The organism is Azospirillum agricola (genome assembly GCF_017876095.1).
Classification (GTDB): Bacteria; Pseudomonadota; Alphaproteobacteria; order Azospirillales; family Azospirillaceae; genus Azospirillum; species Azospirillum agricola.
Genome location: NZ_JAGINM010000003.1, coordinates 1 through 19,714, shown reverse-complemented (window position 1 = coordinate 19,714; position 19,714 = coordinate 1). Strand labels below are relative to the sequence as shown.

Below are 19,714 nucleotides of genomic sequence, written 5' to 3'. Positions count from 1 at the left end.
GTCCGGGCGGGCTCCGACAGCCCGACCTGACAGCGGCACGGCGACGGTCAATCCTGCTCGCTGTGCAGAATCTCGGCGGTGCGGGCGTCCACCTTCATCTCCAGCTTGCGCCCCTGGGCGTCGCGGGCCTTGACCTCGTAGAGCTTGTCGCCCTTGCGCTCGATCTCGCTGATGTCGCTGTAACCCTGGCCGGACAGCCGGTTGACCAGCTCCGGAATCGCCATCGGCGCCGCGACGGACGCGGTCTGCGTCTGGGTCGGTGCGGGGACGGCCGGCGTGGCGGTCTGCGCCAGCGCATGGGCGCCCGCGCCGAGGACGAGGGTGGCCAGGGCGGCGGTGGCGAGCTTGACGGCGTTCATGATGCGTCCTTCCTTGCGGTTCGTTGTCATCCAATGACGCCGATCCTGCCGCACCGCGTTTGAACCATCCCTGAACGGCCCGTTCAGCTTCGGTTCAGGTGAACGGGCGCGGACATCGGGCGCATCATCGACGTCCGGGGCGGAGGCCGCCGGGATGGGCCGCCAACATGCGCAGCCGGCTTGGACAACCGGCTTGGGCACCGCCGGCGACCGCCGTCCGGCGGACGCCCATGGCGGCTCAGGGAGCAAGAAAGACGGTTTCGTGCCGAACGGCGGCGTCTCCGGACAATGGGGTTACGACGAACACCACCGGCGTCGACGCCCCCTTCAGCGCCTCCGCGCGGACACGGACGAGGATGCGGTGGGTGGCGACGCTGTCCGGATCCGCGTGAACGGCAAGGCTGCGCGAAGCGCCCTCCGGCGCACCGGCAAGGCTCAGCTCGGCACCGGGAATGCCGACGAGCTCCAACCGATAGTCCCGGCCGGCACGGACCATGTTGAGGATCTTCAGCGTATAGGCGTTCTGGATCTCGCCGTTCGACAGGGAGACGAACAGCGGCGCCCGGTCGCGCAGCACGCTGACGTTCACCCGCGCCCCGAACAGCAGCCCGGCGATCATCAGGCCGGCGACGGTGACGAGGATCGTGGCGTAGACGATGGTGCGGGGCCGGATCGGGCGGAAGCTTGGCGTCGCTCCTCCGCTCCGGGCGATCTGCCCGTTCAGCGTGTCGAAACGGATCAACCCGCCGGGACGGCCGATGCGCGCCATGACGTCGTCGCAGGCGTCGACGCACAGACCGCAGCCGATGCAGGCCAGTTGCGGCCCCTGGCGGATGTCGACGCCGGTCGGGCAGACCTGCACGCAGGCCCCGCAATCGATGCAGTCGCCGTTCCCCTCGGACCGGCGCTCCTCCCAGCTCTGGGACTTGCGCAGACGCGCGCGCCCCTCGCCGCGCCACTCCTCGTAGGTGACGATCAGGCTGTCCTCGTCCACCATCGCCGCCTGGAAGCGCGGCCACGGGCACATGTAGACGCACACCTGCTCGCGCGCCATGCCAGCCAGCAGGTAGGTGGTCGCGGTGAACAGGGCGGCGAAGGGCAGCGCGTCGGACGACAGGCGCCCGTGAAGCACGTCGCCCACCAGCGTCGGGGCGTCGGTGAAGTAGAAGACCCAGGCGCCGCCGGTGGCGAACGCGATCAGCAGCCAGACGGTGTGCTTGGCCGTCTTCCTCGCCAGCTTGGCGGCCGACCACGGCGCCTTGTCCAAACGGATGCGGGCACCGCGGTCGCCCTCGATCAGCCGCTCGACCCACAGGAACAGGTCGGTCCACACCGTCTGCGGGCAGGCGTAGCCGCACCAGACGCGGCCCGCCAGCGCCGTGGCGAGGAACAGCCCGACCGCGCCGAGGATCAGGAGCCCCGTCAGGTAATAGATTTGCTGCGGCCACAGCTCGATGAAGAAGACATACAGGCGGCGGTTCGCGATGTCGGCGAGCACCGCCTGGTCCGGTGCTCCGGGGCCACGATCCCAGCGCAGCCACGGAAGGACGTAGTAGATGGTCAGCAGAACGACCAGCGCCAGCCATTTCAGCCGGCGGAACGTGCCCTTGACCGACTTGGGGTAGATTTTCGCATGCTCGGCGAAGAGGGAACCTCCGGGCGGCGCGGCATCGCCGCGCGGCTCGCTGGCGCTGGAAACGGTCATGGTCGCTCGTCCTTGGTGTCGGACCCGCCTTGCGGGTTCTCCGCCACGCTAGGCCGCCGCGGCTCCCCTGCCTTTGCGAATCCGCAAACCGCGCGGAACGGAGGCCGGATTCCGCCTATCCCTCCCGGTCCACGGCCTCCAGCGCCGGCCCGTCGCAGACGAAGACGTTCGGCATCGTCTCACGCACCAGTCCGGCGCGCTTGAACTCGGCGATGGTCCGGCTCGCCGTTTCCATGCCGAGACCGAGCATCGCCCCCAGATCCTCGCGGCCGGACAGCCGGACGGGCTCGCCTGGGCAATCCGCGGCGAGCTTCAGGAACAGCCGGGCCAGCCGCCGGCGGGCGCTGCCGGTCGACAGCGCGGTCAGCCAGTCGTCGGCCTGGTGAAGCGACTGGTACCAGCGCTCCATCAGCCGGGCATGGAGGCGCGGCGTCTCCTTGCTCAGCCGCTCGACCACCGCGCGCGGGAGCTGGCAGACCTCGGCCTCCTGCAACACCACCGCCGTGTGCTCGTAGGGCCGGCCGACCAGCACCTCCAGCCCGGCCACGGCTCCGCAGCGCAGCAACCGGACGATGCGCTGCGTCCCGTCGGGCAGGAACTGCACCAGCTTCACCAGGCCGCTGCGGATCGTGTAGAGCGACCCGCCATCCTCGCCCACATGGTAGAGCGCGGCGCCCGGCTCGATCCTCAGCTCGTCGATGGGGAGCTGGATCAGGCCGAAGTCGGGATCGCGCAGATCGCCGAACAGGACGAGATCCCGTATCGCGCAGTTCCGGCATCGGGCGGTGCCCAGCCAAGCCGCATCCGTCCGGTAGCGATGCACGACAGGGTCTCCAGCGGTGGTGCTGGTCCGGAGCCTGCGGCAGCGCGCGCCTCCAGGCAAGCGCGCACTTGGCAAGGCCGCCTTTCCGGAAGGCCGGAGCGGCGGCCCCGATGAGGAGGGGAGCCGCGCGGCCCCCGCCGGAGCCCGCATTCCCACATTTTTTCCATGGGAATCTCTGGCGACTCCCGGAAAGCGCCGCTATGCTCCGCATGGATCGGTACGATCGGAAAACGATCGTTCAGGAGCGACGATGAGCGATGGCACTTGCGACGGGGTTTCCGGTTTTTCCACGCCATGCCGAGGGTGATGAACCGAAGCGTGACAAACCTCCGCGACCGGCTGGCCGCCGGGCGCGCGCCGGTGCGGCGCGGCGCATGACGGGGGTGGCGGCGCTGCTGGATTCGCTGGCCCAGCCGGCGGCGGTCTACGGCCCCGACGGGGCGCTGCTCCACGCCAACGGCGCGTTCCACGCCCTGTGGAAACGGCTGGTCCCGGCGGCCGACCGTGGGCGCAGCGCCAGTCTGGGCGCCGTCACCGCCTTCCTCGGCCTGCCGTGCGACGGCGCATCGCCGGGGCGGTTCCACGACCACGCGTCGGCCGGCGGCGTGATCGCCGCCTTCGCGCTCGCCCCGCTGGCGGGCGGCGGCTGGACGCTGTCGGCCCAGGACGTCACCGACCAGCGCCGCGACGAGCGCAGCGCGGAGCGGTCGCAGAAGATCGCGCTGGTGGCGCTGGCCGACCTCGCCGAGCACCGCGACAACGAGACCGGCGAGCATGTGCTGCGCGTCGCCCGCCTGACCCACGAGACCGCCCGGCGGCTGTGGGCGCGCGGCGACTACCCCGGCAGCATCGACGACGATCTCCTGCGCCATGTCGGGGTCGCCAGCATCCTGCACGACGTCGGCAAGGTTTCGATCCCCGACACCATCCTGCTGAAGCCCGGCCGGCTGACGCCGGAGGAGCGCGCGGTGATGGAGACCCACGCGGCCAGCGGCGCCGCCATCCTGCGCAAGGCCGAGACGATGCTGGCCGGCAGCGTCCAGTTCCGCCTGGCGGCCTCCATCGCCGAATGCCACCACGAGCGCTGGGACGGCACCGGCTACCCCAACGGTCTGGCCGGCGAGGCGATCCCGCTGGCCGCCCGCATCGTCGGCGCGGCCGACGTCTACGACGCCCTGTCCTCGCGCCGGCCCTACAAGGAGCCCTGGCCGGCGGAGCGGGTGGCGGCGCACCTGCGCGAACAGTCGGGCAGGCATTTCGACCCGCTGGTGGTCGAGGCCCTGCTGGAGGTGGTGGAGGCGCGCGCCGGCGCCCGCACCATCGAATGGACTGCGGAAATGGAGACCGGCATCCCGGCGATCGACAGCGACCATCGGGTGCTGCTGGCGCTGGTCAACCAGATCGCCTACGAGGACAACAAGGGCGACCGCACGGCGGTGGAGTTCGTGCTCGACGAACTGCTCGGCTACACCGCGCTGCATTTCGCGCGGGAGGAGGCGCTGCTGGAGCGCTGCGGCTACCCCGACCTCGACCACCACCGGCGGATCCACGCGGCGCTGCTCGACGAGGTGCGCGGGTTGCAACGCCGTATGGTCGCCTTCACCCCCGGCCTGGGCGAGGAGCTTCACCGCTTCCTCGGCCACTGGCTGACCAGCCACATCCAGGGCGAGGACATGACCTATCTGCCGTATGTGCCGCGCTGAAGGCCCCGGATCGACCGGAACGATGTCGAAGGCCGCGCTCTCCCCGGGGCCCAGCCCATTCGCCCCGCGCCACGCGATGAAGCGCCGGATCGTCCCGCCGACCCGCGCGGCCTATTGCGGCGCGATGTTCTCGGCTTCGCGCCATGCCTTGTAAAGCGCCTGACGGCGACGCGGATAGCGCGTCTCCGTTTCGGTCAAAGCCCGGATGCGGTCCGTGCGGAAATGCCGGATCGCCTGCCGCCGCTCGCACCACGCGACGACAACGCGCACCCGGTCGAAGAATCCGAGCGCGAAGGGCCAGATGACCCGCTGGCTGTCCGCCCCGTCGCGGTCGCGGTACGAAATGACGAGCTTGCGCTCCGAGCGGATCGCCTGCCGGATCGTCGCCAATTCCGCGTCGCCCGCCGCGGCCGCCTCTCCCGGCCCGATGAGCAGGGTCGAGGCGTCGAGACCGTCGCGCAGCTCGACCGGCAGCACGGCGGCGATCTTGGCGAGGGCGTTGCGGGCGGCGGCGGCGAGCCGCCCGTCCGTCCGTCCGGCCACCCAGCGCGATCCGAGCACCAGGGCCTCGATCTCCTCCTCGGAGAACATCAGCGGCGGCAGCAGGAAACCGGGCTGGAGGACGTAGCCGACGCCGGCCTCGCCCTCGATCCGCGCTCCCTGGGCCTGAAGGACGGCGATGTCGCGGTAGAGCGTCCGCAGACTGACGCCAAGCTCGTTCGCCAGCGCCCGTCCGCTCACCGGCCGGCGGTGCCGCCGCAAAAGCTGAACGAGGTCGAGAAGGCGTTCGGCGCGCGACATGGGTGAGACATCCCTTCCAGGCGATTCCTACCGGGATCCGGGTGGCGGCGCCAGTCTCGACCGGAGCCCCCCGCCGTTTTCGGCGGCGCGGTTCCGGCGTGCCGGCACCGGCCGGCTCACGGGGGCAGGGTGGCGTCCATGGTCCGGGCAATGCACCGCATGTCGTGATCGCTGACCTCGAACAGGCCGAAGCGCAGTTGGTAGCCCCAGTTGCGCGTGCCGCCGGTGAAGTCGAGCCGGTCGAGCAGAGGGCGGATCGGCGCTTCCCGCGCCTTCAGCCAGTCCACGTCGCGCCGGAAGGGCACGAAGCCGCCGCCCATGTCGAACTGGTAGGGCGTCCCCTCCCGCACCAGACCGATGGCGGTGAAGATCTGGAGCTTGTCCTTGCCCCGATACACCTCCGACGGCGAATAGTAGGCGACACGGTCGCCGGGGCCAAGGCGGCGCAACGGCGCCGCCTTGCCGTGGCAGACCTGCATGAACCCCGCGGCGCGGCCGAGCCGGACATGCTCGGCCGAGGCCACGGCGATCCAATTGCGGACCCCCATGGGCATTCCCCTTTCCTGGCCGCTCAAGGGCCGCTCAATGACCGTTCGGGGCGAAGACGCGCAGGCGGTGCCCGTCGGGGTCCAGCGCGACGAAGGTGTGGCCGAAATCCATCGCCGTGGGTTCCTGCACGATCGGCAGGCCTCGGGCGGCCCAACCGGCGCAGGTGCTGCGGACGGCGTCGGGGTCGGGAACGACGAAGGCGATCTCGCTGCTGGCCGGCGGAACCTCGGCCTTGGGCTCGACGGTGTGCCGGGCCCACAAGCCGAGCATCAGGCCGGAGTCCATGGCGAACATCGCGAAGGTCGGCGACGCCTCGACCGGCGGACGCCCGAGCAGGTCGGTGTAGAAGGCGACGCTCGCGGTCGGGCTGTCGACGTACAGCAGGACGAAATCGACGTTCAGCATGGCGCGTTTCCTTTGGCTGTCTGATGGGTTCGTGCCGGCGGGGCGTTTGGCGCGCCCTGTCCGGTGAAACCGACCGTAGCCTCCCCTGCTGTCAATTTCTGTCAGCATGGTGGATGGCCCGGCGTCGCCACGCTCTGCCCGACCGATGCCCCGTCCTGTCCGGAACCCTTGGCGGGACGGGTCGCGAGCGGGACGGCGAGCCGTCCGGGCGCCGGCACGAAGACGGCCCAGGCCATCCGCCACGCCGCCGCTCCCGGTCCCGGACGCGGATCCCTCGACGAAGGTCGGTATTGACGCGACCGCGCCTGCCCTGCGGCAAAGGGCATTCCCTCAAGGTCTTGCTTTAATATTCGGTTTATGTGATAGAGAAATGAATGATCGATAGCGATGCTGATAAAATTATCGGAAATTAAGGGAAAGGATCATTGTTAATGAAATTTAACAGATCAGTCGCGATATCTTCTAATCCACACATCCATCATTGATAGAAGTTCATAGCGATTCTCATTTTGAAATAAAATTATAGCATCCTTGTTATGTTGGTTCACCACCTCTGGTTCAGCGTTGCGTCAGGAAATTGGTTCCTCTGTGGTCTCTTTTAAGAAATTCATTAATTTGTGTACGAATTAATGGCCGACGCTTGAGAGGCAATTCCATGGGCCTCATTCCCTGGACAGTTTCGGACTCTCTATCCGAGGACAGCCGGACAGGCTGAATCGGTCGGTGGCAAGGAAAGAGGACTGCGGACCCATCATGACGCTCCAGCCCACAGCCAGAGAAGCGCTTTCCGGTGCCGGTCGCCGCTCTTTCTGGGGAATCCTGAAAAGGAAATGCGTGAAGCGTTGCTGGATGCTTCTGTCCATCCTTCCCCTGGCCGCCTATGTCCTGCTGCTTCTGGCGTTCGTGTCCCACATCCAGCGCGAGATGCTGCACGACCAACTCAAGTCCCAGATGGAGGAGGCGTCCGAGCGTGTGCAGAGGCTCATCGACCAGGAGTTCGCCTATCTGTCCGGCATCGCCGTTTCGCAGACCTTGGATGCCGCCGACCTGGAAGGTTTCCGGACCGCCGCCGAACTGGCGTGGAAGGAACGGCCGTCCGTCTACACCATCATTCTGAACGATCGGGATCAGCAGCTTCTCAACCTTCGGCTGGGGCAGGGACGGAAGCCGTCCATTTGGGAGACCGAAAGCCTGACGCGGGTCTGGGAGACGGGCAGGCCGACGGTCGGGGATCTGGCGAATGGCATGTTCGCCATCCGGGTTCCCGTGCTGCGCGGCGGCAATGTCCGGTATGTCCTCTCCGAGGTTCTCAGCCCCCGGATACTCAACGACCTCCTGCGTGAGATCGCCGCGAAGGGATGGCTGGCGGCGCTGGTCGACCGCCGGATGACCATCGTGGCGCGCAGCGAGAACGCCGACCGCTACGTCGGATCCTCTCCCACGCCCGACATCGTGCAGAACATCCGGGCGGGCCGCACCGGCCTGGAAACGGTGGTCACGAAGGACGGAATCCCGGCCTACAGCCTGACCATGCCGCTGGAGGACACCGGATGGCATCTGGTCATCGGCATTCCGCAGAGCATGGCGGACGCCTCCTACCGCTCGATGCGCTGGCTGCTGCTCGGCGGCGGCGGCGTGCTTGTCCTCCTGATCGCCTTCGGGCTGTGGGTGGGGTGGCGCAACGTCCGCAGCATGGAGTCCGCGACGGAAAACCTGTCGGCCGATCTGGCCGACGCCCATCGTGAGAGCGACGAGAAATCCGCCCTCCTGGCCATGGTCAGCCACGAGCTGCGCACGCCGCTGACCGGAATCATCGGACTGTCCGAACTCCTGACCAACTCCTATCTCGACGACCAGCAAAAGGAACTGGTCACCCGCCAGAGAAGCGCCGGACGGATGCTGATGGGCATCGTCAACGACATTCTGGATTACTCGAAAATCCAGGCCAACGGCATCGAGCTGGAATCCATCGATTTCGACGTCCTGGCGATCCTGGAACAATCCATGGCCCTGGTAAGGCCGATGGCCGATGCGAAGGGGCTCGCCCTGGCGATCGGCCAAAGCTCCGGCGCGGTCCGCTGGCTTCGGGGGGATCCGACCCGCCTGCAACAGGTGATCAACAATTTCCTGAGCAACGCGGTGAAGTTCACGACGAACGGCGAGGTGCGGCTGTCGATGGGACAGGAGCGCGACGGGGAGGGGCGCATCCTTCTGAAGGTCGCGGTCCGGGACACCGGCATCGGCATCGCTCCCGACCAGCAGGAGCGGCTGTTCAACCGCTTCGCGCAGGCGAACCCGGCGATCGCGCGGGAGTATGGCGGGACGGGTCTGGGATTGTCGATCAGCAAGCTGCTCGCCGAACGGATGGGGGGGCGCGTCGGTTTCGAGAGCGTTGCGGGTCAGGGAAGCACCTTCTGGCTCGCCATTCCCTTCGACGAGGCCGAGGAACCGGCGGGGAGCCCCGTGGCCGCCACGGCCTCGGCTTCGGAGGAGGAGGGGCCGAAGGAACGGATCCTGCTGGTGGAGGACGACGGCGTCGGCCGTTTCCTGACGCAGACGATCCTGCAAAGAAGCGGCTACAGGGTGGTCGCCGCCCTGGATGGGCGGGAGGCCATCGAGACGATCCAGCGCCATGACTTCGATCTCGTCCTCATGGACACGCACATGCCGGTGATGAACGGAATCGAGGCGACTCGGGCCATCCGCGCGCTCGGCGGCGCCTACGCGCGCGTTCCGATCTGGGCGCTGACCGGGAGCACCTTCCAGAGCGACATCGAGGACTGCCTGTCGGCCGGCATGGACGGGCATCTCGCCAAGCCCTTTCTCCCCAAGGAGCTGCTCTCCACGGTCAAGCACGGGCTTGAAAAGCGACACGCCCCGGAGTCCGCGGGGAAGCCGTCGCTGATCGACCGGGGCATGCAGGATGCCATGGTGTCCAGCATCGGCCAGGAGAAGGTCGACGAACTGCAATCCCTGTTCCTCGACTGGCTGAAGAGCGCGCGCGCCGCCTTCCCCGCGGCGGACACCGACCCGGACGCGCTGTTCGAGGAGTCACACCGGCTGATCGGCTCGGCGGGAATGTTCGGCTACGCCCGGATCGTCGAGGCCGCGCGGGCGCTGTGCCATGCCTGTCGGTCCGGGGACGCGGCGCTCGTCGCGCGCGAGCACGTCCGCCTGCTGGCCGAGATGGACGCGGTTCGCGAGACTCGGGACGTCATGCCGGCTTCCTGACCGCCGCCGTCCGCCGCCGGCGGTTCCGGTCGGCCGTCGTCCCTCCGTCCCCGCATGGCCGCAACCATTGGCACGGGTCTTGCTGTGGGATGGCTCAATCAGGGAGCGGCACTCCGCGTGCCGTGCAAACCGCCGACAGGACCCATACGCCTCTCAGGCAGCGAGGCAATCTGCGTCCGTCCCGCGATCCCTTCGCAAGGAGGACCGATCATGAAAGTTCTGCTGGTCGATGACGACGCCACGGCGCTGCTCATCGCGAGTTCCGTCATACGCCGCATCGACGCCGCCGAGCCCGTCGCCGTCACCAGCCCGGTGGAGGCCCTCGGCTGGTTGCGGGAAAACACCCCGGACCTGATCCTCATCGACCAGGTCATGCCGGAGCTCGATGGGCTCGCGATGCTGGAGCGCATCCGGGAGCAGCGCCATCTGGCCGACGTCCCGGTGGTGATGATCACCGCCGAAACCTCCGTCGCGTTGCGGGTGGCGGCCCTGGAGCGCGGATGCACGGACTTCCTGACCAAGCCCATCATCGTTCCCGAGTTGCTGGTCCGGGCGCAGAATCTCCTGCGGCTGCGCACCGGACAGCGCCTGCTGAAGGACCAGGCGGCGATGCTCCGCGTCCAGGTCGACGACGCCACCGCCCTGCTGCGCCAGCAGGCCCAGGAGCTGGTCGGCCGGCTCGCCCACGCCGCCGAGTTCCGGGACCCGGAAACCGGCGGACACCTGGAGCGGATGGCCACCTACGCCGGCCTGATCGCCGACGGGCTGGGGTTCGACGCCGACGAGCGCCGCACGCTCGTCCAGGCGGCCCCGATGCACGACATCGGAAAGATCGGCATTCCCGACTCCATCCTGCTCAAACCGGGCAGGCTGACGGAACCGGAGATGCAGGTGATGCGGCAGCACCCGGTCATCGGCCACTCCATCCTGTGCAACAGCGCGCACGGGCTGATCAGCTTGGCGGCCGAGATCGCCCACGCCCACCACGAGAAGTTCGACGGTTCCGGCTACCCGAGAGGCCTGGGCGGCCACGCCATCCCCCTCGCGGCCCGCATCGTCGCCGTCGCCGACGTGTTCGATGCCCTGACCTCGCCCCGCCCCTACAAGCCCGCCTGGCCGCTGGAGGACGCCAGGTCCTTCCTGCTCGCCAACAGCGGCAGCCATTTCGACCCCTCCTGCGTCGCCGTCTTCGTGGCGCGGTGGGGTGCCGTGGTCGAGACCTTTCACACCTCCCCGGAACTGCTGGCCCGGGCCTGACCGGACGGCCCCGAAAACGCACCCCTCGCCCGTCCGCGACACGCCGCCCCCCACCGGAACACCGACCATGCCGACCACAGCCCCCCTTCCCTCCCCGGCGACCAGCCGGCCGATGCCGACGGCCGCGACCGGCGGAAGCGGCTCCACCACCGATCCCGCGCGCTCCAGGACGCTGATCCTGGTGGTGTGGCTGGCCACCCTGATTCTCGGGGCCTCGACCTGGTGCGCGACCTGGGTGCTGTCCGAACGGGACCAGCACGACGCCATGCAGCGGGCGCAAAGGGACACCGCCAACCTGGCGCGGATCATCGCCGAGCAGACCACCCGCGCCATCTCCAGCGCCGACCGCGTCCTCCACGTCGTCGGTTATGACCTCCAGCACCGCCACAGCGAGGGCACGCTGCTGCGCGACCTGATGGGCAGCGCATCCCTGGAGTCCGACCTGCTGCTCCAGCTGGCCCACGCGGACCGCAACGGCGACCTGGTGCAGACCAGCGTCGAGGGGGCGCCGGCCAAGGTGAACCTGTCCGACCGGGAGCATTTCCGCGTCCACAAGGACGGGACGCACAAGGGCCTGTTCATCAGCCGCCCGGTGTTCGGGCGCGCCTCCGGGAAATGGTCGATCCAGCTGAGCCGCCGGGTCGACGCTCCGGACGGCACGTTCGACGGCATCATCGTCGCCTCGCTCGACCCGTTCTATTTCAGCCGGATCTTCGACGATCTCGATGTCGGCGAGCATGGCGTGATCGTCATCTTCGGACGCGACGGCATCCTGCGGGCGCGCAACATCCTCACCGACGGCATGCTCGGCCATGATTTCACCCCCTCGGCCATCCACAAGGCGGTCCAGGAGGCTCCGGAAGGGTTCCTGCGCACCACCAGCCCCATCGACGGCGTGACCCGCCTGATGAGCTACCGCACCCTGACGGCCTATCCGCTGGTGGTCGCCGCCGGTTTCGCCGAAACCGACTTCATGGCCGAGACCTGGACCCGGCAGCGCGCCTACGTCCTCGGCGCCAGCGGCGCGTCGGTCCTGCTTCTCGTCCTGGCCAGCCTGGTCACCTGGCACAGCCTGGTCCAGGAGCGCATCAAGCGGGCGCTGGACGAGGCCATCCGGCAGTCGCGGGCCAACAAGCAGAAGCTGAAGGACATCGCGGAGACCGCCTCCGACTGGTTCTGGGAGATGGACGCCGATTTCCGCTTCACCAGCGTTTCCGGTCCCATCGACGGGCGGGAGGCCGACGAGGCGGCCTTTCTCGGCCGCCGGCGCGACGAGATCGCCCTGCGCGAGCCGGGCGACGAGGCGTTCTGGCGGGAACACCAGCGCTGCCTGGAAGAGCATCGGCCCTTCCGCAATTTCGAGTTCGCTTGTCCCGAACCGGCCGGGGGCACACGCGTCTGGTCGGTCAGCGGCAAGCCGGTGTTCGACGAGGCCGGGACGTTCCGGGGCTACCGCGGCTCCGGGGCCGACATCACCAAGCGGCACCGGGCCGAGCGGTCGCTGGCGGCCAGCGAGCATCGCTACCGCGCCATGTTCGAGGCCGTCGGACAACCCATCGTCACCACCGACCAGGACGGCTCCATCATCGGCTTCAACCCGTCCGCCGAGCGCCTCTTCGGTCACCGGGAGGAGGAGGTGTCCGGGCGGAGCATCGCCCTGCTGATGCCGGAGCCCGACCGCTCCATCCCGCTGGACCTCCTGAAGCGCTGCCGGGCGGACGGCCATGAGTCGCCGGTCATGGAGCAGCGCGAGCTGACGATCCAGCGGAAGGACGGCGCCACCGTGCCGGTCGAGATTGCTCTGTCCAGCTGGCGCAGCGACGGCCGCGATTGCTTCATCGGCATCCTGAGGGACCTCACCCAGACCAAGCAGATCGAGGACAACCTGCGTCAGGCCCGCGACAGCGCCGAGCACGCCAACCGCATGAAGAGCCAATTCCTGGCCACCATCAGCCATGAGATCCGCACGCCGATGCACGGCGTGCTCGGAACGCTCGCCCTGCTCGGCGACGATGACCTCGCGCCCGAACAGCGGCATCTCGCCACCGTCGCGCGGCGCTCGGCGGAGACCCTGCTGCGGCTGCTGGACGACATCCTCGACTTCTCGAAGCTGGAGGCCGGACGGGTCACGATCGAGGAGGCCGACTGCGACCCGGCGCAGGTCCTGGAAACCGTTCTCGAGCTGTTCGAGCCGGGAGCCCGTGACAAGGGCATCGCGCTGTCGGTCGAGCTGGCGCCGTCCGTGCCGGACGCGGTGATGGCCGACGCCGCGCGGCTGAGGCAAATCCTCTGCAATCTGGTGGGCAACGCCCTCAAATTCACCGAGGCCGGCCACGTCGTCATGAGGGTCCGGCGCGGCGGGGATCTGGAGGGCGGGCGGTTCAGGCTGGAGTTCGAGGTGGAGGACACCGGCATCGGCCTGCATCCGGAGGCGGCGGCGACCCTGTTCGACCGCTTCACCCAGGCCGACAGCTCCATCACCCGCCGTTACGGCGGAACCGGGCTCGGGCTCGCCATCTGCAAGGAACTCTGCGCCGCGATGGGGGGCGGCATCGGCGTCCGCAGCGCGCCCGGCAAGGGAAGCCGGTTCACCTTCTCGATCACCTGTCTGGCTTCCACGCCGCAGGAACGGACGGACCGGGACCGGGCCGTCCAGGCCGACGCGCCGCCGCCCGCGCTCCCCCCCTTGCGGGTGCTCGCGGTGGACGACAATCCGGTCAACCGGGACATCGTAAGGCGGCTCCTCCAACGCGGCGGCCACAGCGTCCTCATCGCGTCGGATGGCCGGGAAGCGGTCCGCATGGCGGAGGAAACCGACATCGACCTGGTGCTGATGGATGTCCAGATGCCGGGGATGGACGGGCTGGAAGCCACGCGCCGCATCCGCGGCCTGGAGAACCGGAACAGCCGGATTCCCATCATCGCGCTGACGGCCCAGGCGTCCAGGAGCAGCCAGTCGGAATGCCTGGCCGCCGGCATGAACGGCTTCGTCACGAAACCCGTCCGCCCAAACGCCCTGTGGCGGGAGATGGCGGCGGCCCTGTCCGGGCGGGAGGCAGCGGAGGCGGAGGCGCCGCCGGCCGCCCCGCCCGGCCCGGAATCGCTCATCGATCAGGAGCAGAGCGAATCCATCGCCGGCGTGCTGGGCCCGGAAGGGTGGCGCGAAGCCATCGACGGCCTGGCCGCCTCGGCGAGGAAGCAGATCGTCACGCTCCACCGCGCGCTGGACGGCGGCGAGGTGGAGCACCGCCGTGTCGCGCATTCGTTGAAAGGCATGGCCTGGAACGTCGGAGCCAGGCGTCTCGGCGTCGTGGCGGCGGAGATCGAGAAGGCCGCCTGCCTGGAGGAGGCGCGGCCGCTCGTGGCCGGCCTCGAGGATCTGCTGGCCCGGACGCTCGACGCGCTGGAGGGAACGGCGCCCGTCACGGGCTGACGGGGCGCCATGGTTGCGGGCGATGGACAGACCGCCGTTTCCATGAGTTGGCCCTTGCGCGCAAGGAAAGGGAAAGCACAAGTTAGCGGGATGCACAATCGACGTTCGAAGCATACCCGTATCGCCCCGCCCCCGACTTGGATTATTGTTCCAAAAAACTGGAAACAATCAGAACGCAAAGTGGAAATGACAGAACCCATTCGATATAGAGCGGTTTTCGAAAATGCAAACCAAAATGGAAACGCATTTTGCAAATCCTCTTATGTGCCGATATCCGTCGGGGAAAAATAATAAGCATAAATAGATATGCATTCTCCATGGTTCTGACGCGATGCACAACGCCAAATAGCCAAAGACCTCAGAAATCCTAGTGGCATGTTCGTTGCTCTTGGGGAGGCAGAGCGGAAACGCAGCCCCGCAAGAAGCCAGGATCCAACGCCATGCGCAGAAACCTTCCGGTAACCAACAGCGAAGTCGACTTCCCGGCGGACACGCTTCTCGTGTCGAGGACGGACACGAAGGGGCGGATCACCTTCGTCAACAAAGCCTTCGTGGAGATCAGCGGCTTCACCGAACAGGAGCTGATCCATTCGCCCCACAACCTCGTCCGCCATCCCGACATGCCGCAGGAGGCGTTCGGCAATCTGTGGAAGACCATCCAGGCCGGCCGCCCGTGGGAGGGTCTGGTCAAGAACAGGGCGAAGAACGGCGACCATTACTGGGTCAAGGCCAACGTCACGCCGGTCGCGGAGAACGGCGCCATCACCGGCTACATCTCCATCCGCTCCAAACCCTCACGCGAGGAGATCGACCGTGCGGAAGAGGTCTATCGCCAGCTCCGCTCCGGAACGCGGGGGGAGTACGAACTGGTGGACGGGCATCTTGTCCGCCGCGGTCCGGCCACCCGCCTGAAGGCCCGGATCGCCAGCGTCAGCGGACAGCTGGTCGTCGCCTCGGTGCTGTCGCTGGCCTCCATGGGCGCGATCGGCGGGATCGGTCTGTCGGGGATGTCCGGAGCCAACCAGACGCTGCACTCGCTCTACGACGGCGACGTGGTCCAGCTCAGCCGGATCGCCACCCTCCGCGACCGCATGCAGGACGACATGCGGGAGGCGGCCTTGCCGCTCATCGGCCGCCGCCAGGACGGCGCCACCGGCCCCGACCAGCGGCTTTCGCCGATGCGGTCCGGCATCAGCTGGCTGAGTGACGCGCGGGCGATCGAAGCCGCGGCGGCAACGGACCGGGAAAGATCGCTGGCGGCACGGCTCGCCGATCAGGCGGGCGCCTTGGAGACGCAGGGGCTGGAAAGGGTCGCGGAGCTGGCGCGGGCCGGACAGGCCGAGGCGGCCGCGCGCCATCTCCAGGACACCGCCCTTTCGCTCTTCGAGGAGGCGCACGCGACCCTTGGCGAGTTGGCGGCGTTGCAGGTGCCGCACGGCAGGAGCCTGTTCGAGGCCGAGGCGGACGACCTGAACCGGCGCGTCCTTCTGGTGTCGGGCCTGCTGCTGCTGTGCCTCGTCATGGCCACCGCCGCCTGCGCCCTGATCCTCAGGAGCGTCCAGCGCCCGCAGCGGCAGGTCGAGCGGCATCTGGACGCCATCGCGCGCGGAGACCTGCTGTCCGCGATGCCTTATCCGGACATTCTGGAATTCGCGCGCAGCGGGTCGCAGCTCCGGGCGGTCAAGGCCAAGCTCGCCTACGCCAACCAGGAGCGCACCGAACGCCAGCGGCAGGCCGAAGAGGAGCGTCAGATGACCCTCGACATGGCGAAGATGGTGGAGCAGGAGGCGGCCAACGCCGTTCTGCGGGTGGTGCGCCGCACCGGGTCGATGGCCATCGACGCCGACGGCATGGCCAAATCGGCGGAACGCGTCGTCGCGACCGCCCAGGATGTGTCGGCCGCGGCCGGCCAGGCGCTCGACAGCGCCCAGACGGTGGCGTCCGCCACCGAAGAACTCTCCGTGTCCATCCGGGAGATCACCGCCCAGATCGCGCATTCCAGCAACCTGACCCGGCGGGCGGTGGAAATCGGCGAACACACCCAGGAACGGATCCAGAAGCTGTCCGATGCGGTGGGGCGCGTCGGCAACGTGGTCGGCATCATCAACCGCATCGCCAGCCAGACCAACCTGCTGGCCTTGAACGCCACCATCGAAGCCTCCCACGCGGGGGACGCCGGCAGAGGCTTCGCCGTGGTCGCGCATGAGGTGAAGGAACTCGCCAACCAGACCGCCCGGTCGACGGAAACGATCGCGCGCCAGATCGAGGAAATCCAGGCCATAACCGGCATGGCGGTCGCCGCCGTGAGCGAGACCGGCGGCATCATCGCCCAGATCGACCAGGTCTCCGGCGCCATCGCCGCGGCGATGGAGGAGCAGTCGGCGGCCACCCAGGAGATCAGCCGCAACATCCTGGAGGCGTCCAACGTCGCGCGGGGGGTCTCGCTCCGCATCAACGACGTTTCGCAGGAAGCCATCCAGACCGGAATGCAGGCAAAGCAGATGAGCCTGGGCACGGTGGAGGTGGCCGGCAACGTCACCGACCTGCAACGCGTCCTGACCCAGGTGGTGGGAAACGCGGCATCCGAGACGGAACGCGCCGCGGCATGATCGGAACAGGCGCCGTCGAGCCCGGCCCCGGCATCCTGGGACGCCGGGCTCGGCGGCGCGAAGCTTGCCCCTGGAATTCGGTCCGCCTGCGGGACGAACCACCGTCGCCGATGCCGATGCCGATGCCGCGCGCGTGGCGATCGGCGGTCAGGCCGCCCGGATGCTGGCGAGGAATGTCTCGACCTCGCGCCGCAGCGTCTCCGCCTGCTGCGACAGTTCGCCCGAGGCGCCGAGCACCTGCGTCGCCGCCGTGCCGGTCTCCGTCGCGGCGTGGTTCACCTGAGCGATGGTGCCGCTGACCTCCTCGGTGCCCAGGGCGGCCTGCTGGACGTTGCGGGTGATCTCGCCGGTCGTGGCGTTCTGCTCCTCGATCGCCGCCGCGATGGTCGCGGCGATCTCGTTCATCGTCGTGATCGTGCCGCCGATCCCCTCGATGGCGCCCACCGTGCTTTGGGTGGCCGCCTGCACCGACGCGATCTGCGCGGCGATCTCCTCGGTCGCCCTGGCCGTCTGGTTGGCCAAAGCCTTCACCTCGCTGGCGACGACGGCGAAGCCCTTGCCGGCCTCGCCGGCGCGGGCCGCCTCGATGGTGGCGTTCAGCGCCAGCAGGTTGGTCTGGCTGGCGATGTCCTGGATCAACTGCACGACAGCGTTGATGCGCCCGGTCGCCTCGGCCAGGCCGCGCACCGTACCGGTCGTCGCGTGCGCCTGGGTGACCGCCGTCGCGGCGATCTCGTTGGACTTGCCGACCTGGCGGCTGATCTCCTGGATCGACGCGGCCATCTCCTCGGTGGCGGCGGCGACGGTCTGCACGTTGGCCGAGGTCTGCTCGGCCGCCGCCGCCGATGCCGTGGCCTGCTGGTTGGTCCGGCTGGCGAGCGACGCCATGCCCTCGGCCGTCCGGCCAAGCTCGGTGGAGGCCGACGCCACGCCGCCGAGGACGCTCGACACCGTCCGATCGAAGGACGTGATGAAGCCCTCGATCCGCTTCTGGCGCTGCTCCTTGGCGTGCTGCTCGAGCCGCTGCTCCTCTTCAAGCCGGCGGTTGGCGATGGCCGCCTCCTTGAAGACCTGAAGCGCGCGGGCGAGCGTTCCGACCTCGTCCTGACGCTCCGCTCCCTCGACATCGATCCCGTGATCGCCCTTGGCAAGCCGCTCCATCCGCGCGGCGATGCCGTTCAGCGGCCGGATCGCACGGCCGAGCGTCGTGACCAGCGCAAAGGCGATCGCCGCGATGCCGAGAAGCACCCCGGTCCCAAGGATCCAGCGCGAGCGGGCGTAGGTTTCCTGCGACGCGGTGTAATCGAGATTGGCGCCGTCGAGCTGGATTTCCACCAGACGGCCGATGGCTTCCGTGATCGGGTCGAAGCTGGGATACATCTCGGTCGAGACGAACCGGTCGAGGCCCGCCTTGTCCTTGGTCTGGAACAGCGCGCGCAGCGTCTCGACGCTTCCGCGAACCTTGTCCATCCGCTGCTTCGCCTCGGCGGCAAGGCGCTTCTCGTCGTCGGCCATGTCGGTGCCCATGTAGGCCGACCACCGCGTGCCGATTTCGGCGACGGCCTGATCGATCGACTGGACGCCCTGCTCCCAGGTCAGCGTGCCGTTGCGGACCTTGTGGGCGGTGTCCACCATGTTCAGGCCGTACAGGTCGGAGGTGACCTTCAGATCCCGCAGCGGAACGACACGGTGATTGAAGACATCGCTGATTCCTTGATTGGACTGGCTCAACGCAATCCATCCGGTCAGCGAGATCGCCAGAAGAAGAAAGCTGATCGCGCCGAGTGCAATCAGGAGACGGGCCTTGATCGTGGACATTCAACACCAGGAGGTTGGGGACATTCATTCCTGGGGCCAGTTGCCCAGGGACCGCTGCACAGCATCCACCAGCCGGTCTGCGGTAAAAGATTTTGCCAGGAAAAATCTGGCAGGGGAAGTTGCGGTCATCGGCAATGGCAAAGCGCTCATGAAGATCACCGGTATCTTCACCAACCTCCTACGGCCGCACGCCGTCGTCACCCAATCGCCCCCGTCATCTTCGGCATCATCACGTCGGTGACGATGGCGCCGACGTCGCGGGACAGGCGGGCCAGGGCCTCGGCGCCGTCGGCGGCCTGGATCGCCTCGTGGCCGGTCCCGGCGAGCACCTCGGCGAACAGCAGGCGGATGAAGAATCAGATCGCGGTCGGCATGAAATTCCACGGCGCGCCGCTGGTGGGCTCCAACGCCGGACTGACCGGAGTGTTCGACGAGCATCGCGGCATCCTCGAGGGGATCGGAGCCCGCGACGGCGAAAAACGGCACGGATGCGGATGCACTGGCATCTGGAAGGCGCACGTGACCGCGTCTTCGAGGGAAAGGCCTTGGACCTTTCGCTCCAACAGCCAACGCGCGCACCGCTACTCGATGTTGTGGAAACGGTTGCAGGTCGCCGATTGGACGATATGGACTGCAAACTTCTCAAGCGCCGGCATCGCGCGCAAGAAACAGGCACAAATGGTCATCGACGACGACCGGCACTCCACCGGCGGCGGACGGTGACACCAAAGATTAGCAAGCCGCGGATATGGCGGTCATGAGCATGGGGGCGGTCGCGCCTCCCGGTATCCCGATGTCAATCGGCCTCGAAAAACCAGCCATCATCGGCGTCCAATTTCCAGCCACGCTTCCAGTTGCAGAAGCCCGTTGTCCAGGGAGTCCACGGGAGGGGCCCGCGCGCGCCGCGCAGTGCCCCCCTGGCTGACGCAGCGGCGCGCGTGGGAGGGTCCTGTGGGCCCCCCGGGCAACGGACGGGGGGAAGGCTTTGGATCAGGAGCGGTTCTTGAACCGCCAGCTCTCG

14 protein-coding genes are annotated in these 19,714 nt (G+C 68.2%); 6 read left to right on the top strand and 8 right to left on the bottom strand.

What is annotated here, in order from left to right; all coding sequences use genetic code 11:
* Window positions 1-47 precede the first annotated feature (47 nt).
* The 3 genes from J2847_RS04680 to J2847_RS04670 form a co-directional block, all read right to left on the bottom strand.
* Window positions 48-359, bottom strand: a complete 312-nt coding sequence (locus J2847_RS04680) for a PepSY domain-containing protein (RefSeq protein WP_209777362.1) — start codon at window positions 357-359, stop codon at window positions 48-50.
* A 238-nt stretch (window positions 360-597) separates the two neighbouring features.
* Window positions 598-2,064 (bottom strand): cytochrome c oxidase accessory protein CcoG, encoded by a 1,467-nt coding sequence (gene ccoG / locus J2847_RS04675; protein ID WP_209777360.1) that lies wholly within the window; start codon window positions 2,062-2,064, stop codon window positions 598-600.
* Between the two features lie 115 nt (window positions 2,065-2,179).
* Window positions 2,180-2,887 (bottom strand): Crp/Fnr family transcriptional regulator, encoded by a 708-nt coding sequence (locus J2847_RS04670; RefSeq protein WP_209777358.1) that lies wholly within the window; start codon window positions 2,885-2,887, stop codon window positions 2,180-2,182.
* Window positions 2,888-3,261: 374 nt separating this feature from the next.
* On the opposite strand from J2847_RS04670, the gene J2847_RS04665 reads away from it, so the two are divergent.
* On the top strand, window positions 3,262-4,590 hold the full coding sequence (locus tag J2847_RS04665; protein WP_209777357.1) for a bacteriohemerythrin: 1,329 nt from the start codon (window positions 3,262-3,264) through the stop codon (window positions 4,588-4,590).
* A 111-nt stretch (window positions 4,591-4,701) separates the two neighbouring features.
* Here the strand turns inward: J2847_RS04665 and J2847_RS04660 are convergent, their stop codons facing one another.
* From J2847_RS04660 to J2847_RS04650, 3 genes are all read right to left on the bottom strand, one after another.
* Window positions 4,702-5,391, bottom strand: a complete 690-nt coding sequence (locus J2847_RS04660) for a helix-turn-helix transcriptional regulator (RefSeq protein WP_209777355.1) — start codon at window positions 5,389-5,391, stop codon at window positions 4,702-4,704.
* A gap of 116 nt (window positions 5,392-5,507) precedes the next feature.
* Window positions 5,508-5,945 carry an EVE domain-containing protein gene (locus J2847_RS04655; protein WP_209777353.1) on the bottom strand — a complete coding sequence of 146 codons (438 nt, stop codon included), beginning with the start codon at window positions 5,943-5,945 and terminating at the stop codon, window positions 5,508-5,510.
* 28 nt (window positions 5,946-5,973) lie between these two features.
* Entirely contained in the window at window positions 5,974-6,345 is a 372-nt protein-coding gene (locus J2847_RS04650) for a VOC family protein (protein ID WP_209777352.1), read from the bottom strand.
* Between the two features lie 849 nt (window positions 6,346-7,194).
* Between J2847_RS04650 and J2847_RS04645 the strand changes: the two genes are divergently transcribed.
* From J2847_RS04645 to J2847_RS04630, 4 genes are all read left to right on the top strand, one after another.
* The gene (locus tag J2847_RS04645; RefSeq protein ID WP_209777350.1) at window positions 7,195-9,576 is read left to right on the top strand and encodes a hybrid sensor histidine kinase/response regulator; all 2,382 of its coding nucleotides are present in this window, start codon (window positions 7,195-7,197) and stop codon (window positions 9,574-9,576) included.
* A 210-nt stretch (window positions 9,577-9,786) separates the two neighbouring features.
* Entirely contained in the window at window positions 9,787-10,833 is a 1,047-nt protein-coding gene (locus J2847_RS04640) for an HD domain-containing phosphohydrolase (protein ID WP_209777348.1), read from the top strand.
* A 67-nt stretch (window positions 10,834-10,900) separates the two neighbouring features.
* Entirely contained in the window at window positions 10,901-14,266 is a 3,366-nt protein-coding gene (locus tag J2847_RS04635; RefSeq protein WP_233474291.1) for a PAS domain S-box protein, read from the top strand.
* Between the two features lie 440 nt (window positions 14,267-14,706).
* Window positions 14,707-16,875 (top strand): methyl-accepting chemotaxis protein, encoded by a 2,169-nt coding sequence (locus tag J2847_RS04630; protein WP_209777347.1) that lies wholly within the window; start codon window positions 14,707-14,709, stop codon window positions 16,873-16,875.
* Window positions 16,876-17,022: 147 nt separating this feature from the next.
* Here the strand turns inward: J2847_RS04630 and J2847_RS04625 are convergent, their stop codons facing one another.
* Complete coding sequence (locus J2847_RS04625; protein ID WP_209777345.1) at window positions 17,023-18,693, bottom strand: methyl-accepting chemotaxis protein; 1,671 nt, start codon at window positions 18,691-18,693, stop codon at window positions 17,023-17,025.
* A 197-nt stretch (window positions 18,694-18,890) separates the two neighbouring features.
* On the bottom strand, window positions 18,891-19,022 hold the full coding sequence (locus tag J2847_RS34510; protein ID WP_267912491.1) for a response regulator: 132 nt from the start codon (window positions 19,020-19,022) through the stop codon (window positions 18,891-18,893).
* A gap of 19 nt (window positions 19,023-19,041) precedes the next feature.
* Between J2847_RS34510 and J2847_RS04620 the strand changes: the two genes are divergently transcribed.
* On the top strand, window positions 19,042-19,416 hold the full coding sequence (locus tag J2847_RS04620; protein WP_209777343.1) for a hypothetical protein: 375 nt from the start codon (window positions 19,042-19,044) through the stop codon (window positions 19,414-19,416).
* The last annotated feature ends 298 nt before the right edge of the window (window positions 19,417-19,714 follow it).

Bases quoted from the DNA above. Each gene is read 5' to 3' on its own strand.
- J2847_RS04655 (WP_209777353.1), bottom strand. From the start codon at position 5,945: ATGCCCATGGGGGTCCGCAATTGGATCGCCGTGGCCTCGGCCGAGCAT.
- J2847_RS04630 (WP_209777347.1), top strand. From the start codon at position 14,707: ATGCGCAGAAACCTTCCGGTAACCAACAGCGAAGTCGACTTCCCGGCG.
- ccoG (WP_209777360.1), bottom strand. From the start codon at position 2,064: ATGACCGTTTCCAGCGCCAGCGAGCCGCGCGGCGATGCCGCGCCGCCC.
- J2847_RS04635 (WP_233474291.1), top strand. From the start codon at position 10,901: ATGCCGACCACAGCCCCCCTTCCCTCCCCGGCGACCAGCCGGCCGATG.
- J2847_RS04625 (WP_209777345.1), bottom strand. From the start codon at position 18,693: ATGTCCACGATCAAGGCCCGTCTCCTGATTGCACTCGGCGCGATCAGC.
- J2847_RS04650 (WP_209777352.1), bottom strand. From the start codon at position 6,345: ATGCTGAACGTCGATTTCGTCCTGCTGTACGTCGACAGCCCGACCGCG.
- J2847_RS04620 (WP_209777343.1), top strand. From the start codon at position 19,042: ATGAAGAATCAGATCGCGGTCGGCATGAAATTCCACGGCGCGCCGCTG.
- J2847_RS04680 (WP_209777362.1), bottom strand. From the start codon at position 359: ATGAACGCCGTCAAGCTCGCCACCGCCGCCCTGGCCACCCTCGTCCTC.
- J2847_RS04665 (WP_209777357.1), top strand. From the start codon at position 3,262: ATGACGGGGGTGGCGGCGCTGCTGGATTCGCTGGCCCAGCCGGCGGCG.
- J2847_RS04640 (WP_209777348.1), top strand. From the start codon at position 9,787: ATGAAAGTTCTGCTGGTCGATGACGACGCCACGGCGCTGCTCATCGCG.
- J2847_RS04660 (WP_209777355.1), bottom strand. From the start codon at position 5,391: ATGTCGCGCGCCGAACGCCTTCTCGACCTCGTTCAGCTTTTGCGGCGG.
- J2847_RS04645 (WP_209777350.1), top strand. From the start codon at position 7,195: ATGCTTCTGTCCATCCTTCCCCTGGCCGCCTATGTCCTGCTGCTTCTG.